Origin of the sequence: Rhodococcus sp. BH4 (assembly GCF_002079265.1) — a bacterium.
Classification (GTDB): domain Bacteria; phylum Actinomycetota; class Actinomycetes; order Mycobacteriales; family Mycobacteriaceae; genus Rhodococcus_F; species Rhodococcus_F qingshengii.
Map to the genome: position 1 here is coordinate 3,574,225 of NZ_CP014941.1, position 17,069 is coordinate 3,591,293.

Below are 17,069 nucleotides of genomic sequence, written 5' to 3' on the forward strand. Positions count from 1 at the left end.
ATTACTCGCGCTTTTATAACAAACACGTCACGCACAGCTAGGGTCCAAAGTCGTGACAGACAGTGACGTGGCCACGACCGCACCTCCGGCCTTGCCGACCCCTCAGCGATCCAGCGGACCGAACCGAGCACGGATCGTTGGGATTGTCGCATCGATCCTCGGCATAGTTTTGTGCGGATCAGTGCCGTTCCTGCCGATCGAGCAGGACACCGCCGCCGTCAACTGGCCGCAGGCCGGGTCGACGACAAGCGTCGAGGCGCCATTGGTCTCGTACACACCGTTGCGCATGGAGTCATCGATTCCGTGCGCGTCGATCAGTGAGTTGGCTGCCACCGGCGGAACGCTCGTCTCGACTGCTCCCCCGGGTGCCGCCGATGCGCGCCGCTACGGATTTGTTGCCACTGTCTCCCCCGAATCCGCCGACGCTCCCGCTCGGGTCGACGTTGTCCTACGCGATCGAGTGTTGCTCTCGACACCCGTCGCTGATCTGCCGAGTGGATGCGCACTCACGCTCGCCGCCGAGCCGACCCGAACCACCTTCAGTGCCACCGGTTCCGAACCGCGCGTCATCGAGGGCGACAGCCGGCCACAGGTAGTCGGCGTCTTCAGCGACCTCGATTCGGCGGCAGCCGGTTTGAACGTCTCGATCGAGGCGGACTCTCGCTTCACGTCGAGCCCGTCGGTGATCAAGACTCTCGCCATGATTCTCGGGGCACTCACGGCTCTCGTGTCCCTCTTCGCGCTGCACCGCCTCGACAACCGCGACGGCCGGGGCACACGCAAATTTCTGCCCGCCCGATGGTGGAAGTTCACCGTCCTCGACGGGGTCGTCGTCGGAACTCTGGTGCTGTGGCACTTCATCGGCGCTACCACCACCGACGACGGCTACCAGTTCACGATGGCAAGAGCCTCCGAGCAATCGGGCTACATGTCCAACTACTTCCGGTGGTTCGCGGTCCCCGAAACCCCGTTCGGAACGCCGTATTACAACATCCTCGGACTCCTGGCCCACGTCAGCACCGCAAGCCCCTGGGTCCGTCTGCCTGCTCTGTTGGCAGGCATCATCACCTGGCTCGTCATCAGCCGGGAGGTTGCGCCTCGGCTGGGCGCCGCCATTCGCGGAAATCGACTCGCCCTCTGGACCGGCGCGCTTGTCTTCCTCGCTTTCTGGCTTCCGTTCAACAACGGACTGCGCCCCGAACCGATCGTTGCCCTCGGCGTGCTGCTGACCTGGTGCTCGATCGAACGCGCCGTCGCGACGAGACGACTTCTGCCGGTCGCAGTCGCGATCCTGATCGCCGGATTCACCTTGACTGCCGGCCCTTCCGGCCTCATCTGCTTTGCCGCACTCATCGCCGGAATACGCCCGATCATGCGCATCATCATCGAACGTGCGCGCACCACCGGTTACGTCGCGGCTGTCGGGCCACTGCTAGCTGCCGGACTCTCGATTCTCATCCCCGCGTTCGGCGATCAAAGTCTGGCCGCCGTCATCGAGATGCAACGCGTCCACTCGATCTCACCGAATCAGCCCTGGTTCGACGAGTACCTCCGCTATCAGTACCTCTTCAACATCTCCGTCGACGGTTCCCTGACTCGCAGATTCGGTGTGTTCGTCATGGTTCTGTGCCTTGGCGTCTGCACCGCGATGATGCTGCGCAAGGGGGGCCGGATTCCCGGTTTGGCCGCCGGCCCGTCACGCCGCGTCGTGGGGCTGACGATCGGCGCACTGCCACTGCTGATGTTCTCGCCGACCAAGTGGACGCACCACTTCGGAATCTTTGCCGGACTCACCGCCGTTCTGGCGATGATGACGGCCGTCGCCGTGGGAACGAAACTCCTGCGCTCGCCGCGCAATCGGGCCCTCTTCGCGGCGGCCGTCCTGTTCCTCCTCGCGGTGGCATTCACCGGCAGCAACAGCTACTACTACGTGTCCAGCTACAGCGTTCCGTGGTGGGACAAGCCTGTGTCCATCAGCGGACTCGGCGCGAGCACCGTCCTCCTCGGGCTGACGGTGCTGATGCTCGGCGTCGCCGCGTGGTACTTCTTCCGTGAGCCGTACACCGCGGGGAAGGAACCGTCCGCGAAGCACGCTCGACTGCTTGCCATCTCGCCACTGACGGTTGCCGCAGGTGCCATGGTCCTCTTCGAGGTGCTGTCCATGGCCAAGGGCGCGGTCACCCAGTACCCGGCCTATTCGGTGGGCCGTGCAAACGTCGACGCCGTTCTCGGCCGACATTGCGGTCTCGCCAACGACGTTCTGCTCGAGACCGATCCGAACGCCTCGATGCTGACGCCCCTCTCGGGCAGCGTCGCCACAGGACTGTCCGCCGGTGGGGCTACGGGATTCGATCCGAATGGCGTCGCTTCCGACCTTCGAGCAGACAAGGAAGCCACGGCTACCGGCGGCGCGAACACCGTCGACACCTCCGAGGACACCGCCGGCAACTCGGCCGGAACCGGCGGTGGCGCCGGACAGACCGGAGTCAACGGCAGTTCGGTCGCGTTGCCGTTCGGTCTCGACCCGGCGACAACACCCGTCATGGGTAGTTACGGTCAGCCCTCCCCCGGCACTCTGACCAGTGACTGGTACCAACTCCCCGACGTGGGCGAGAACGCCACGCGTGGCGACATCATCTCGATTGCCGCGGCTGGTCGTGTTCGGTCCGTCGACAAGGACGGAATCGTCACCTACGGCCAGAACGTCGAGGTCGAGTACGGCACAGCGCGTGGCGTCGACGATGCCGAAACAGACGCTGTCGAAACACTCGGAAAGATCGCGCCCCTCGACATCGGCCCGGCGCCGTCATGGCGGAACCTGCGTGTGCCGTTGGATCAGATTCCCGTCGAAGCCAACAGCATTCGACTGGTCGTCAGCGACTACGACAGCAAGCCCGACCAATGGGTGGCCGTCACCCCGCCGCGGGTTCCGAAGACCCAGAAGCTCAACGACGTCGTCGGTTCACAGGCGCCCGTCATGCTGGATTGGGCTGTCGGACTGGCATTCCCATGCCAACGCCCCTTCGATCATCGGGTCGGTATCGCCGAGGTCCCCGAGTATCGGATCCTTCCCGACCATTCCGGTGCGCTCGTGACCAGTGCCTGGCAGGACCACTACGGTGGTGGACCGTTGGGGTGGATCGATCTGCTCCTGACCGCGCAGACCATTCCGTCGTATCTCGACAACGACTGGGCTCGCGACTGGGGTTCGATCGAGAAGTACACACCGATCGATCCGAGTGCAGTACCTGCCCAGGTCGACGAAACGACCGTTCAGCGCTCCGGGACGTGGAACCCGGGATCGATGACCATGGATTTCTGAGCGGAATTTCTGAGCGGCTGGGTCACTGAGTGACACGGTCCAGCCGCGGGCGGATCGGACGAAACGCCTGCGACTGGACACTTGTATGACTTAGTCTCCCAGGCATGGGAGCCCTGTCACGGTCTATCGCGCCTGCGCTGATGGCACTGACGTGCCTGTTCGGGGTGCTGGCCCTTCCCGCGCACGCCTCGGCTGAGGTACCGGATGACTTCCTCTGGGGCGTTGCCACCTCCGGGTTCCAATCGGAAGGTTCGTCGCCGGACAGCAACTGGTCTCGATACTCCGATTCCGAACGAACCCACGACAAGATCGGTGACTCGGTCGACTTCCGTCATCGCTACGCCGAGGACATCGACCGGGCGGCCGATCTGGGATCGAAGGTTTTCCGATTCGGCGTCGAGTGGGCGCGAGTTCAGCCCGCCGCCGGGAGCTGGAACGAGACCGAATTCGCCTACTACGACGACGTGGTAGCTCACATCCGCGCGCGGGGCATGACTCCGATGATCACACTCGACCACTGGGTGTATCCGGGATGGGTTGTCGATCAAGGCGGCTGGACAAATCCGAAGACGGAAGCCGATTGGCTGGTCAACGCAGAGAAGGTAGTCGAGCGGTACTCCGGAATCGGGGCACTCTGGATCACGATCAACGAGCCGACTGTGTACGTTCAGCGCGAATTGACCTACGGCGGAATCGCACTCACCCAGGCGCCGTCGATGTTCGACTCATTGGTCCGAGTCCACCGGGCGATCTACGACCGCATCCATGTTCTCGATCCCGGTGCCCGCGTAAGCAGTAATTTCTCCTTCATTCCCGGCGTGTCCGAGGCGATCGATTCGGTATTCACGGATCGAGTTCGCGACAAGCTCGACTTTCTCGGCATCGACTACTACTACGGTGTGGCCCTGAACAATCCGACTGCCGCGTACGCCGCACTCGACGAGTTCTACAACGTCACGCCGCAGCCCGAAGGCCTGTACGACGCATTGATGCAGTACTCGGGCAAGTATCCGGAACTCCCCCTCTACATCGTCGAGAACGGCATGCCCACCGACAACGGAGCGCCGCGCGCCGACGGATACACACGCGCGAATCACTTACGCGATCACATCTATTGGATGGAACGCGCCCGAGAGGACGGTGCCGACGTGATCGGCTACAACTACTGGTCCATCACCGACAACTACGAATGGGGTTCGTACCGACCTCGATTCGGCCTCTACACGGTCGATGTTCTCGGCGATCCCACTGCGGCCCGAATCCCGACCGACGGCGTCGCCGCCTACCGCCGAATCATCCACGACAACGGCGTCGGAGCCGACTACGTGCCCGTCATGGCCCCGGCTTTCTGCTCGCTCGTCGATCCTCCCCGCAGCTGTACGGCTACTCGATGAGGGCCGTTTTCCGAATTTCCTCCACTCCTCGTCGTTAGGATGTCCCATGCGAACACTGCGAAATATCGCCGGAACTGCCGCTGCCACCGCTGTCCTGATCCTGGTTGCCGGAGGCGCTGCGACGGCAGCCCCGAACCCGGCCGATTCACCCCGCGAGGCGCAAGCACGCGCCTACATCGACGCCCTCGTCTCCCATGACGTCTCCGATGTTCATTTCGCCCCGGATGCGACCCGCGTCGAAGCCGGACTCAAGACGGGGTTCTCCGGACCACAGATGTCCGCCGACCTCGAAAACGGCATCCAATACCGCGTTATCCAGGGCGTCCGAGACCTCGAGATGTCGGAGGCCGGGGACATCGTCTCGACCACCTACCTGCTGGACGCGGGAATCGGCGGCACTCGCCTCATGACCGTGGAGATTCGTGAAACCTTCGAAGTCCGTGACGGTCTCATCCACGACGTCGTCGCCGACATCATCCCTGTGTCTGTGTCGTGACGCGCGCCCGATAGCTACTGGGCGGTGCACCCGAGACTCGGGTGCACATCGCCGCGAAGGCAGCCGGCGTCGAGTATCCGAGTTCAGACGCAACGGCCGTCACACTGGCCCCGGCAGAAAGTTTCGGAAGCGCGTGAAGAATGCAGGCACGCTGCATCCACGACGACGCGCTCATCCCCGTTTCCGAGATCAGCAAGCGGTGCAGTGTCCGTTCACTGACGTGGAGTCGGTCAGCCCACCGCGTGGGCGAGTCATGGATCGACGGGGCTGCGAGATACTGCGCGCACAACGCCCGCAATCCCGAGTGCCGAGGCAGCGGGAGTTCCACAGGTAGGGGCGCAAGATCGCGAAGTTCGTGCAGGATCAGCTGAAATACCGCGGCGCTGCGTCCGTGTGCGGGGAAGTCGTCCTCCACATTCAGCTCGACATCCACGTCGACTGCAGCGACAAGTAACTCACGCAGGAGCGACGATACTGCGACGACTCGGCACCTGACCGGGAACCACGGCGCTGCGGACGGTTCGATGTAGAGGCTTCGCGTGCTGACGCCGTCCATTGTCACGGCATGAGCGACACCGGCGGGAATCATGACCGCATTGGACGGCAGAACAGTCCACTCACCGTCTTCGGTTTCGACGTTCATCGCACCGTTCACAGCGAAGAGAAACTGGGCTCGTCGATGTTCGTGGGCGGCCAGCACGTGACCGGGTGGGTAGTCGGTTCCGATTGCGAGAACACCGCGGGGTGAGTGATCGACGTCGTTGATCGAGATGTTGCGCACCGGAGGAACCTACCGAGTCCGTGTCTGATTGACAATGGAACCTGGCGAACCTTCGAATGTGCGCCAGCGGAGAAATCGCTACCGTTCATCGAGTGCTTCACTACGCCCTCATCCTTCTCGCTTTCGGCGCCTTGACCGGAGTCACCACCGTTCTGTTCGGATTCGGTGGCGGGTTTGTCACTGTCCCAGTCGTTTACGCTGCATCGACGCTGAGGCCGGACGTCATCGATCCGATGCATGTCGCCGTAGCATCCTCGGCGGCCGTGATGGTGGTCAATTCACTCGGTGCCACAGTCGCATTCAGGAAGTCAGGACGGCTTCGGACGGAGTACATCAGACCTCTGATCGGCCCCGTCGCACTCGGAGCCGGGCTCGGAGCGGTTGCGGCGGGCCACGTAGACGACGGCGTCGTCCGGATTCTGTTTGTGCTCTACCTGCTGGTGACAATCTTGGACAGTCTTCTGCGACAAGGGTTTCTGACACCATCTGAACCTCGCGAACATCTTGACCGTCACGGCGTCCGCGCTGTCGGGATAGGCATCGGTGCCGTCGCAAGTTTCCTCGGAGTCGGCGGGAGCGTCATGACGGTTCCGATGATGCGACGCCGCGGAGTTCCGATGGCCGACGCCGCCGCGAGCGCCAACCCGTTGAGCTTGCCTGTCGCCGTCGTCGCGACTGCGGTGTATGCGGTTTCATCAGGGCACAGTTCAGCCTCGGATCTGTCGGCGGGCAGAGTCGGCGCTGTCGACCTTCTGGCCGTCTGTGCACTACTCGCCGGTTCCCTACCGGCGATCGCGCTGAGCCGACGAATCGTCGGTGCCATACCGGACCGAGTCCATGCCGCCGCCTACATCGCTCTACTCGGCGTCGTCACGGCAGTGATGGTGATTGCTTAGCGAACGGCGTATCGCAGATAGATGACGCCGCCGTCGAAGGTTTTCTCCTCGAGCAGTTGCAGATCAAGCCGGCTTTCCGGGAGAGCTCGCAATCCGCCACCGATATTGACCGGACACAGGAACAGTCTGACTTCATCGACCAAACCCGCCGCGAAAGCACTAACCGCAACCGTCGGTCCACCGATCGAGATATCTTGTACCGCTTCACTCTCGAGCAAACGGATGAAGTCTTCATCGAAGCTCGGGACAATCCTGGTACGTGCGGTCGACACCTCGTTCAGCGTCGTGGAGTACACGATCTTGTCGATTCCACGCCAGATCTGAGCGAACTCGGCGGTCGCCGCCTCGATACCGGCAAACTCGCCCGGAGCCGAAGGTCCTCCTGCCACCGAAGAACGCTCGAGATCCTCGGACGCCATTGTTTCCCAGGGAATCATCGTCTCGTACATCCGGCGCCCGAGCAGGTACGTGCCGACTCCCCTCTCTAGCTCGTTGACGAACGCGTGGACCTGCGCGTCGGGAACCGCCCAGTCGAAGTTCCCCTGCTCATCGGCCACATACCCGTCGATCGAGCAGATCGCCGAGTAGATCAGGCTCACCATCGGTCCACGTGCAGCACGTTGTCGACCGGTTCACGGGCGGCGGGTTTGAACGTCTCGCCGGTGAAGTACGCCGTCGGGATGAGCGCAGCCTGATGGAATCCGGCCGGAATGCCCAGCAGCTCCGCAACTTCCGCTTCACGCTGCAAATGCAATGTCGTCCACGCCGTACCGAGCCCACGTGCCCGCGCGGCCAGCGCGTAACTCCACGCAGCCGGGAGTAGCGAACCCCACAGGCCGGCTTGGTTCCCCTCCGGCAGCGTCTTGCCCGCCTTGATACACGGAATGAGAAGGACCGGCACCTCACCCATGTGCTCACCGAGCCACGCGACGCTGGTGCCCACGCGTTGTTGAATCGGCGCGCGATCGGGATCATCGGCGAAGAGTTTTGCCGCCGAACCGTGAGAGGCAAGGTACTCGTCGGTGACTTCCTTGTAGATCTGCCCGACTGCTGCACGCAGTGCCGGATCGGTCACCACCATCCACTGCCAGCCCTGGCGATTCGAACCGGAGGGCGCTTGCAGGGCGATCTGGAGGCATTCCTTCACCAGGTCCAACGGCACGGGACGGGTCAGATCCAGACGCTTTCGAACGGTCCGCGTTGTGGTCAGCAATTCGTCGGGTGTCAGGTCGAGTACGGGATACGACGTCATCTCCCGATCATTGCACTGTCGCGAGCAGTGAGCAGGACTGTCCGTCTACACTTTTCTGATCCCGTGCGTGCTCGTTGTCGGGAGTATTTCCCGATCAAAGGACTTTCGACATGAGTTGGCACGTCTGGTTGGCGTTCTTCGGAGCAAGTTGGGTGATCAGCCTGTCGCCGGGGGCCGGCGCCATTGCGTCGATGTCGTCGGGACTTGCCTACGGCTTGCGACGCGGATACTGGAACATCTTCGGGCTGCAGTTGGGATTGTTGCTGCAGATCGGAATTGTCGCGGCGGGGGTCGGTGCAATTCTCGCCAGTTCGACCGTGGCCTTTTCCTTGATCAAGTGGTTCGGTGTCGCATACCTCGTCTACCTGGGGATCAGGCAGTGGCGATCGGCGCCCACCGAGGTGGAGACCGACGAGGCAGCCGCGAGCAGCTCCGGTCCGATGATGATGCTTCGCGGATTTCTCGTGAACGCGAGCAATCCGAAGGCCGTCGTTTTCATGCTCGCAGTGCTCCCGCAGTTCCTGGACCCGTCGGCGCCGCTGCTGCCGCAGTATCTGATCATCGCCGCCACGATGTGCGCAGTCGACGTGATCGTGATGACCGGATACACCGGCCTGGCCGCCCGGGTACTCACCTTGATGCGCTCCCCCAAACAGCAGCGAACCACCAATCGAGTGTTCGCCGGCCTGTTCTTCGGAGCCGCCGGCTTCCTCTCGAGCATCGGGCGTGCAGCGGCTTGATCGGTAACACGGCTCGAGAGATCACAGGCCCGCAATCAAGTTGACGACGGACGCCACGATCACCGAACCGAACAGGTACGACAGCAATGCGTGGCCGAGTGCCATCGCGCGCATGTCCGACGACTTCAAGTTGGTGTCGGAAATCGCGAAGCTCATCCCGACCGTGTACGCCACGTAGGCGAAATCGCTGTACCTCGGCGGTTCTTCCTGATTGAAATCGATTCCGCCGTCGGGGCCGGAGTAGTACAGCCGTGCATATCCGAGGGCGAAGAGCGTGTGGACCGCCAGCCACGAGATCACGACGCTGCCGACTGCAACCGATGCCGCCACTACTTGGTAGTGATGTCCGTCGGGTGCCGCCAGGAGCAGGAACGCGATACCGACCAGGCTAGCGACGGCGGCACCGAGAATCAGCAGGTGCGCGACGTTTCGGGCCGGCTCTTCGCGCGTTGCGTGACTTGCGGTGAGCGTCGCGTCGAAGGGCCAGACCAGAATCCACGTCCACACCGTGAACACCATCGCCGCCACATCCCAGCCGATCAGAAACGCGAATCGGGGGTAGCCGACCAACGCCGTGACGACACCGGCGGCCACACCGAGCAGCAGACCCGTCGACACTCTCAGCGCCGGCCCGGCACCCAGGGCGCTCCGTGGAACCGGGTTGATCGGAAGGTCGTGCGGTCGATCGTTCACGGGCTCAGTCAACCACTGTTCGAAGTGAGACGGTGGTTACGTGACACGGCGACTCAGGCGTTGCACGCACCGACTATCGGCTTGCCATTGAATCTGTCCAGCACGTACTGCAATCCGACGCCGAAATCCGCTACGGCCGGCGCGAGGTGGTTGTTGCCGCTCCCCGGATTCACCGCAGGCAAGGTGTCGGTGAACAACGTCGCCTCGGCCCCGCGCGCGCACCAGTCCTGAACCAGGCGCCGGGTTTGCTCGTACGGGATGAAATCGTCGTTGAGCGCTCCGTTGACCAGAATCGGCGAGGCCGGGGTTCGCCACCCGATGCGTTGTTCCTCGATCACCTGTTGGATCTCCGGTACCGATTCCACCACGTCGGCGAGTGGTCGTCCGTCTGTGGTCCACGACGCCGTCGACTGCTTCCCGTACTTGGTTCGGGAATCGATGAGGCATTGCCCGGCGACGTCGGCGAGCACGGACCGGCCGTAGTCGTTGAGTCGAGATTCGATTGGCTCTCGGGCGGCGGGATAGCGGTCGAGGACGCCGTTGATCGTGTAACCGATCGCGGCCATCAGGCCGGTACCGTCGATATGACGCAGAACGCTTGCCAGGTCTGCCGGGGGCGCGCTCGCGTAACTCCCGACCAGATTCAACTCAGGCGCGTATTCGGGTGCCAGTTCGGTTGCAGCGGCAGTGGCGCCGCCGCCCTGCGAGTGGCCCCACAGCGCTATCGGATCGTCCTCTCCTGCCCGCGCGAGGGCTCGGGCAGCGCGCGCACCGTCCAACATCGCATGGGCTTCCTCGGCGCGATTGACGTAGGTATGGACGCCGGGTGTTCCGAGTCCGATGTAGTCGGTGACGAATACACGAACGCCCTGGGTGAGGAAAGCGAAAGCAAAAGCTGACTCGTAGTTGACACCGACACTGTCCACACCGGCACCGTAGTTCGACGGATTCCCGGGTTCCGCCAGGCGGAGCTGACCGGCAGTGGGAAACATCCTCGACGGCGCGCACTGATCACCTTGGCCCTGCGTACCCGGACCGATCACCACCGTCGGGCGGGGGCCCGCTCCTGACCACGGGGCAGCCGGCTCCAGGTACGAGCCCGACACAGCAACCTTGGATCCGTGGGTGTCGGTACTCGAATACAGGATCCGGGTCCCCACACCAGGCACTCCGCCGACGGCACCGGCCAGAGCCAGCGGTTCCGTCCGAATCACCGAACCCGGATCACCGACGTCGCCCGGAATCGCATCGTAGAAATCGTTCACAGGTTCGGCGTTCGACATCGGTGTGAACAGCAGCGAGGTCGGCAACAGCGCCGATACCGCAACGGCCGAAACCTTCAGTGCCGCGAGGACAACCTTCCGGGTGCTCATGGAAATCCAACGTATAGGCCTCAGTCGACGCGCGGACCGGTTTCGATCTGCGGGACTTCAATCGATCGATACCAACTGTCACGCGAGCGGGCCATGCCGCTGGCCCCCCGATCCCCTGGTTTCACGGCCAGAACCTGATGAATCGTAAGCCTGTGCGGCTCCTCGAAACCCAGGGCACTGGCAGCGAGATACAGCAACCAGGTACGCACCCGGGGAGCACCGACCTGTAAGACCGATGCGTCCCAGTTCTCGCGAAGGTTCTGCACCCATGCGCGCAGTGTCAGTGCGTAATGCTCGCGCAACGCTTCGCTGTCACGCGTCTCGAAACCCGAAAGTTCCAGCGCATCAATGGTTTTACTCAACGGAAGGATCTCACCGTCCGGGAAGATGTACCTGTCGATGAAGCTGGGACCGTCATCGACGTTGTCCGACAACGACTTCACCGCGGCGATGGCATGATTGAGCAGACGACCCTGCGGCACGAGCAAGTCGTAGAGTTTTGCCGTGTACACCGGCAAATTGACCAGGCCCACGTGCTCGGACATGCCGATGCTCGAAATCGCGTCGTAAGGGCCGTCGTCGACGTCGCGGTAGTCCTGCACCCGAATCTCGATGCGATCGGTCAAACCCGCGTCGGCAACTCGCCCCTTGGCGTATTCGACCTGCTCGTTGCTCAGCGAGACTCCGACGACGTCGACGCCGTAGTTCTGGGCGGCGTGCACTGCCATCGATCCCCAACCGCAGCCGACGTCGAGCAGTCGCATTCCCGGCTTCAGATCGAGCTTGCGGCAAATCAAGTCCAGCTTCGCGTACTGAGCAGCTTCGAGGGATTCGACACCTTCCGGCCAGTATCCGCACGAATAAACCATGCTCGGCCCGAGGAACAGTTCGTAGAAGCGATTCCCGACGTCGTAGTGATGGGAGACAGTCGCCGAATCGCGTGATCTACTGTGCCGCTTGCCTCGCTTACTACGCATCTCGATCGCCGGGGGTGACGGTGGTGGACCGACCGCCCCCAAGCCGGCGAAAGTACCGGCGGCGCGAACAATCGAGCGCAGCGGCAACGTCGACAAACGATTCTCACCGAGCCGCGTGACCAGTTCCGGGACGTCGAGGAGCGCGAAGATGTCGCCGTCTACGTCCAGATCGCCGGAAACGTACGCCCTCGCCAGCCCTAATTCGTTGGGAGAGTAGAGGACCCGCCGTAGGGCACGCCGATTCCGGAAGTGAACCTGCGCAGCGGCGTCCGGTGGCCCTGCCTCCGAACCGTCCCAACATCGCACGCGAACCGGAAGCGGAACCCCGATCACTTCCTCGAACACCGTCAAAATCTTGGCCGCGGCACCAGTCACTGATCAACCCTCCGACAAAAGATGGTTAGCCGATGACAGAAAACTTACGCCCGATTCGCGAATCTTTCGCGCCATTTGTCCGAGTTTTGGACAGTGTTCATCGCGGTTTCGGTATTCATCGCCGAGTTCAGGGCTCCACCATTCCGGCGAGGAATTCCACCAGCAGTCTCTTCGTGACCTCACGTGGCAGCGATTCCACTGCCGCGAGGACGGCCGCCATGTCCAAGGGAGAATCGGAAGAGCCCCGAGGATCCAGCCCCGCCGACGTCAACGCTGCCGCGACGGCGTCACTGGGCAACGCAAGAACATCGGCGACGGTGACATCGCCACGTTCGAATGCTCCGGCCAACTCTGCCAGGGCCGGCGGCGCCTCGGCTGCCGCCGAGCCGCGAACGTCGTCGGCACCGAGGACGAGTGCGCTGGTCAACTCGCCGAGCACAGATTCCGTCACCGGGGTGACGGTGAGGTGGGTTGTTCGAGGCAACGTCGTCCCGTCAGGTTGCGTCGACGCCGGCTGCCCTTGAAGGACGAAGCCGCGAGCACCGACAGCGCTCACCCAGCGATGCGGATCCACTCGCCGTTCGAGCGGCACGGAATCGTCGGTAGCGACCGCGAACAGTGGTACCACCGGCGAGCCCACGACGCGAAGACCCTCGATTGCCTCGACCGTGCCGATCAGTGCACGAGTGGCCCGCTGCGCCCGGGACACCAATTCGGCGTACCCGGATTGCCCGAGGACTTGCGAAATCGCCCAAGCACCGGCAAGAGCAGCAACGGATTTGGAACCGAGAAGCGTGGGATTGACCACCGGGTACCCCGGCCAGTCCGTGAGTCCGAAATACTGCTTGCGATGCAGATCTCGCCCTCGGTGCAGCAGGACCGAAACGCCTTTGGGCGAGTATCCGTACTTGTGGAAGTCGACGGACATGCTGGTGACCCCGGGCACCCGGAAATCCCAGGGTGGCAGATCACCCCACCACGGCAACGCAAGCCCACCGATGCAGGCGTCGACATGCAGTGGAATCGAATGTGCACGAGCAACTTCCGCGACATCGGCGATCGGGTCGAGCGCCGCGAACGGGTAGCTGGGCGCGGAGACGACGATCAAGACCGTGTCTTTCCGAACTGCCGTCGCAATATCTTGTGCGCCGACGCGCCCCGACGTGGGATCTACTGGTACCAGGATCAGTTCCAGTCCGAGCAGGTGAGCTGCCTTGTGGAAAGCGGCATGCGCGGTGGTCGGAAGAACCAGCGAACCCTCACCCGGCGGGAGCCCACGGAAGTCGCGAGCTGCCTTGACGGCCAACACACAACTCTCCGTTCCGCCGCTGGTGACATTGCCGACGACTACGCCTCCGGCGTCTGTATCTGCGGCTGGGTCTGAAGCTCCATGGAGGAACTCGCGTGCGAACGCAACCAACTCACGCTCCATCACCGCGGTGGACGGGAACACCGTCGGGTCGAGACCGTTGACCGGCTGAACCAATCGAGCTGCGTCCGCTGCCAACTCGTCGAGCGCTGCGAGGCCGCTGTCGTACACGTACGACAGAACCCGGCCTCCGTGCGTCGGAGCGTCCTGCTCGCGAAGCGAACGCAACCGAGTCAAGATGTCGGCCGCCCTCTTCTCGAGGTTTGCGCTCTCGACGATCTTGCCCTGAAGTTCCTCGACCCGAGTGAAACTCATCGTTCACCTTTCGTTCTCGTGAGTGGATTCTTGTTCGGTGCGGTAATTCCGCAATACGACCAGGCTGATCGCAACCAGGATCGCCGGCACGACCGAGAAGCCGAGGGCAATTCCGGTCAGCGCCGATTCCGGTTGCACGACAGTCTCGCCCGCAGTTTTCGAGACGAAGCCGGTCACCGCGAGTACACCCAAGAACACCGCGGGTCCCAGGGCAAGGGCTGCGGTTTCCGCGGCGGTCCAGATACCACTGAGCGAACCACCGCGTTGGCGCCCACCGATTCGCGCGTCGTCCTCGATGACGTCCGGAAGCATCGCCAGCGGGAACACCTGCATGCCGGCGTAGCCGACGCCGGCAAGCGCGACGGCACCGTAGATCCACGAACCCGCGTCGACAGCCGCAAGCGTCAACAACGCCGTGGCGACAACGAACAGAACCGAAGACACCACGTAACCGCGAAGCTTTCCGTACCGATGCGAGAACCGGTACCACAGCGGCATGACGACGAGAGCTGGTCCGACGAGTGCAACGAAAAGACCGGTGAGCGCACCTTCGTTGCCCATCACATAGGTCGCCAGATATTGCGCACCCGCCAACATCACGGCGGTGGCAAGAGCTTGGAGCACGAAGACGCTGACCAGCAATCGGAACGCGCGGGTACGTCGTATCGCGTCGAACCCGTCCCGGTACTGCGAGAGCAACGAGCCGACCGGCGCGTCCGCGTGAGTCACCGTGTGGCGCGCGGCTCCGCGAACTGCCCAGATCATTGCCCCGCACATCAGCGCCGACACCCCGATCGCCATGACCAGATAACCGCGTGCTCCGCCTCCGGCAGCATCGCGGAGCTCGGGTCCGCCGGCGCCGATGACCAGAATTGTCAGGGCCAACACCGCAATTCGAACCGATACCAACCGAGTGCGCTCGTGGTAATCGCCGGTCAACTCGGTCGGCAACGCGATATATGGAACCTGAAAGAGGCTGTAGGCACTCGCCGCGAGCAGGAAGAAGACGAGCACCCACATCGCCCCGACTCCTGGGCCGGCCGACACCGGGGCCGAGAACGTGAGAATGAAGAGCAACGGCAGTCCCAGAGCGCCTGCGAGCATGAGTGGCACTCGCGTACCGGTTCGATGAGAGCTTCGGTCGCTGATCGACCCGATCAGCGGATCGATCAGGACGTCGGCGATTTTCGGGACAATGACCACAAGGGACGCGAGCGCCGCGGCAACGCCGAGCGTGTCGGTCAGGTAGTACGCCAGTACCAGACCTGGCAGAACACCGAATCCACCCGTACCGACACTTCCCGCTGCGTATCCGGCCACCACACCACGCGAAAGCCTGTCGGGCGATCTACCTTCACGAAGACGTACCGGTTTGTCTGTAGTCACCGTCCACACACTAATGTCACGACTTCGTACCGCGAGGGCAAAAGAATCCCGATGACCAGAAGTCGCTCACTCGGACGGGCCTGGCATGCCAGACTGTGACCCGATTCGCACACGAAACGAAGGTCTGAAGACGATGGTTGACCCACTGCGAGAGATCTGGCCTCCGTACGGAGTCACGATCACGTGTGGGCCCGTCACCTTGCTCCCTGTGCGCGACGATCATTTCCCCGAACTCACTGCGCTGGTCCGAGCCGGCATTCACCCTGCCGAACAGATGCCGTTTCTCGTCCCCTGGACGGTGGGCACTCCCGACGAAGTGTCGCGAAGATTCATCCAATACCACTGGTCGGTCCGCGGAGCGATGACCATGACCGACTGGAAATTCGAAACAGCCATTGTCGTCGACGGAGAAATCGTCGGCTGCCAGGCGTTCGCCGCGACGGACTTTCCTACCAGTCGTACCGGTGAAACCGGCTCGTGGATTGGACGCGGGTTCCAAGGCCGGGGTGTCGGCACTCTCGCCCGACAGGCAATCTGCGCATTCGCATTCGACTCTTTGGGTGCACGAAGCGTCGTGTCATCGGCATTCACGGACAACCCCGCCTCGATCACGGTGTCCACCAAAGTCGGGTACCGCGCAGACGGCACAGTAGAGGAGTTGGCTGCCGACGGTCGCATGACCGTGCGTCGTCTCTTCACCCTCAGCCGCGAAGATTTTGTCGCACCGCCGTATCCCGTCGAAGTGACCGGCGTGCGCGCGTTCAAGACGATGCTCGGCATCGACTGAGCGAGCTACCCGTGCACCGTGAGAACCGAGAGAGCAGCGACAACCGGAAGACCAGCGACAACCGGTAGAACAGACACATGGAACCCTCCGACATGATGGCCGCAGTCACCTCGTCCATGCGCGACCGTACCGGGCGCACCCTCGAAGAATGGGTTGAGGCCGTACGGACGTCCGGGGTCGACCCGCTCGATCAGAACGAAGTGCGCAAGTGGCTGAAAGCAGAGCCGGTGTGCCGCAGAATTCGCAGTGGGCAATTGCATTCGAGACTGCCGAACAGTCCGGATGGGTGGAGCCGACCGTCGAGCAATACATCGACCAGCAGTACAGCGGCCCGAAGGCGGCACTGCGGCCGATCTTCGATGCAGCCCGACGTCTGATCGAAGAACTCGGAACCGATGTTCGGGTCGAAGGCCGCGGAACCTACACGCCCTTCATTCGCGCTCGCCAATTCGCCGCCATCGCAGCGGCCACCACGGCCCGAGTCGACCTCGGACTACGTTTTGTCGAGGCCCCCGAATCCGAACTTCTTGTCACGGCCAAAGCTCCCGGGCAGTCGACCCACAAGATCGGGCTCACCAGCACCGCAGACGTGAACGACGAAGTCGGATCGCTGACAGCGATCGCGTATCAACAGAACGGCCGGTAGGTCACCCACTCACCGCCACGCAAACGCACCTGCAGGCTGCACGAAAGTCCCTGTCCTCCTTGTCGGAGAACAGGGACTTTCTTCACCGCGGGGGAAGGTCGCTGCGACGTGTCAGCTCAGGCCGAAGAGCGCGCCGATGATGGTCCGAGCAGCCTCGAAGAGCGCGTCGACGGACGGAACACCGATTTCAGAGCTGATGGAAAAAAGGGAACCCAACATACGATCCTCCGGAGATAGTTTCTGAATGGCTTACTGCCACAAGGGAAA

15 protein-coding genes and 1 pseudogene are annotated in these 17,069 nt (G+C 62.8%); 8 read left to right on the top strand and 8 right to left on the bottom strand.

What is annotated here, in order from left to right; all coding sequences use genetic code 11:
- Positions 1 to 67: 67 nt before the first annotated feature.
- The 3 genes from A0W34_RS16430 to A0W34_RS16440 all read left to right on the top strand — a co-directional run bounded on the left by A0W34_RS16430 (position 68) and on the right by A0W34_RS16440 (position 5,212).
- Positions 68 to 3,322, top strand: a complete 3,255-nt coding sequence (locus tag A0W34_RS16430) for an arabinosyltransferase domain-containing protein (protein WP_081557948.1) — start codon at positions 68 to 70, stop codon at positions 3,320 to 3,322.
- A gap of 140 nt (positions 3,323 to 3,462) precedes the next feature.
- On the top strand, positions 3,463 to 4,716 hold the full coding sequence (locus tag A0W34_RS16435) for a glycoside hydrolase family 1 protein (protein WP_081557949.1): 1,254 nt from the start codon (positions 3,463 to 3,465) through the stop codon (positions 4,714 to 4,716).
- Positions 4,717 to 4,762: 46 nt separating this feature from the next.
- The gene (locus tag A0W34_RS16440) at positions 4,763 to 5,212 is read left to right on the top strand and encodes a hypothetical protein (protein ID WP_007732260.1); all 450 of its coding nucleotides are present in this window, start codon (positions 4,763 to 4,765) and stop codon (positions 5,210 to 5,212) included.
- Here the strand turns inward: A0W34_RS16440 and A0W34_RS16445 are convergent.
- Entirely contained in the window at positions 5,190 to 5,993 is an 804-nt protein-coding gene (locus A0W34_RS16445; RefSeq protein ID WP_081557950.1) for an AraC family transcriptional regulator, read from the bottom strand. The genes A0W34_RS16440 and A0W34_RS16445 overlap by 23 nt on opposite strands.
- Before the next feature lie 92 nt (positions 5,994 to 6,085).
- On the opposite strand from A0W34_RS16445, the gene A0W34_RS16450 reads away from it, so the two are divergent.
- Positions 6,086 to 6,889 (top strand): sulfite exporter TauE/SafE family protein, encoded by an 804-nt coding sequence (locus tag A0W34_RS16450; protein WP_197492815.1) that lies wholly within the window; start codon positions 6,086 to 6,088, stop codon positions 6,887 to 6,889.
- Here the strand turns inward: A0W34_RS16450 and A0W34_RS16455 are convergent.
- Together A0W34_RS16455 and A0W34_RS16460 are read right to left on the bottom strand one after the other, a co-directional pair.
- Positions 6,886 to 7,491 carry a dihydrofolate reductase family protein gene (locus A0W34_RS16455; protein ID WP_030537073.1) on the bottom strand — a complete coding sequence of 202 codons (606 nt, stop codon included), beginning with the start codon at positions 7,489 to 7,491 and terminating at the stop codon, positions 6,886 to 6,888. The two genes, A0W34_RS16450 and A0W34_RS16455, sit on opposite strands and share 4 nt — an antisense overlap.
- Entirely contained in the window at positions 7,485 to 8,141 is a 657-nt protein-coding gene (locus tag A0W34_RS16460; protein WP_003942413.1) for a nitroreductase family protein, read from the bottom strand. The genes A0W34_RS16455 and A0W34_RS16460 overlap by 7 nt, the downstream gene beginning before the upstream one ends.
- Before the next feature lie 110 nt (positions 8,142 to 8,251).
- Between A0W34_RS16460 and A0W34_RS16465 the strand changes: the two genes are divergently transcribed.
- On the top strand, positions 8,252 to 8,881 hold the full coding sequence (locus A0W34_RS16465) for a LysE family transporter (RefSeq protein WP_037130153.1): 630 nt from the start codon (positions 8,252 to 8,254) through the stop codon (positions 8,879 to 8,881).
- Between the two features lie 21 nt (positions 8,882 to 8,902).
- Here A0W34_RS16465 and A0W34_RS16470 read toward each other — a convergent pair whose 3' ends face one another.
- The 5 genes from A0W34_RS16470 to A0W34_RS16490 form a co-directional block, all read right to left on the bottom strand.
- The gene (locus A0W34_RS16470; RefSeq protein ID WP_030537075.1) at positions 8,903 to 9,574 is read right to left on the bottom strand and encodes a DUF1345 domain-containing protein; all 672 of its coding nucleotides are present in this window, start codon (positions 9,572 to 9,574) and stop codon (positions 8,903 to 8,905) included.
- Between the two features lie 53 nt (positions 9,575 to 9,627).
- Positions 9,628 to 10,947, bottom strand: a complete 1,320-nt coding sequence (locus A0W34_RS16475) for a lipase family protein (protein ID WP_081557951.1) — start codon at positions 10,945 to 10,947, stop codon at positions 9,628 to 9,630.
- A gap of 20 nt (positions 10,948 to 10,967) precedes the next feature.
- Positions 10,968 to 12,299, bottom strand: coding sequence for an SAM-dependent methyltransferase (locus A0W34_RS16480; protein WP_081557952.1), 1,332 nt, complete (start codon positions 12,297 to 12,299; stop codon positions 10,968 to 10,970).
- A gap of 127 nt (positions 12,300 to 12,426) precedes the next feature.
- On the bottom strand, positions 12,427 to 13,983 hold the full coding sequence (locus A0W34_RS16485) for a pyridoxal phosphate-dependent decarboxylase family protein (RefSeq protein WP_198035649.1): 1,557 nt from the start codon (positions 13,981 to 13,983) through the stop codon (positions 12,427 to 12,429).
- Positions 13,984 to 13,986: 3 nt separating this feature from the next.
- Positions 13,987 to 15,378, bottom strand: coding sequence for an MFS transporter (locus A0W34_RS16490; protein WP_198035650.1), 1,392 nt, complete (start codon positions 15,376 to 15,378; stop codon positions 13,987 to 13,989).
- Between the two features lie 124 nt (positions 15,379 to 15,502).
- Between A0W34_RS16490 and A0W34_RS16495 the strand changes: the two genes are divergently transcribed.
- The 3 genes and pseudogenes from A0W34_RS16495 to A0W34_RS16500 all read left to right on the top strand — a co-directional run bounded on the left by A0W34_RS16495 (position 15,503) and on the right by A0W34_RS16500 (position 16,802).
- On the top strand, positions 15,503 to 16,156 hold the full coding sequence (locus tag A0W34_RS16495; protein ID WP_193595236.1) for a GNAT family N-acetyltransferase: 654 nt from the start codon (positions 15,503 to 15,505) through the stop codon (positions 16,154 to 16,156).
- A gap of 116 nt (positions 16,157 to 16,272) precedes the next feature.
- Positions 16,273 to 16,323: pseudogene (locus A0W34_RS33745) on the top strand (hypothetical protein); the annotation flags it as partial.
- Between the two features lie 41 nt (positions 16,324 to 16,364).
- Positions 16,365 to 16,802 (top strand): DUF5655 domain-containing protein, encoded by a 438-nt coding sequence (locus A0W34_RS16500; protein ID WP_232329866.1) that lies wholly within the window; start codon positions 16,365 to 16,367, stop codon positions 16,800 to 16,802.
- The last annotated feature ends 267 nt before the right edge of the window (positions 16,803 to 17,069 follow it).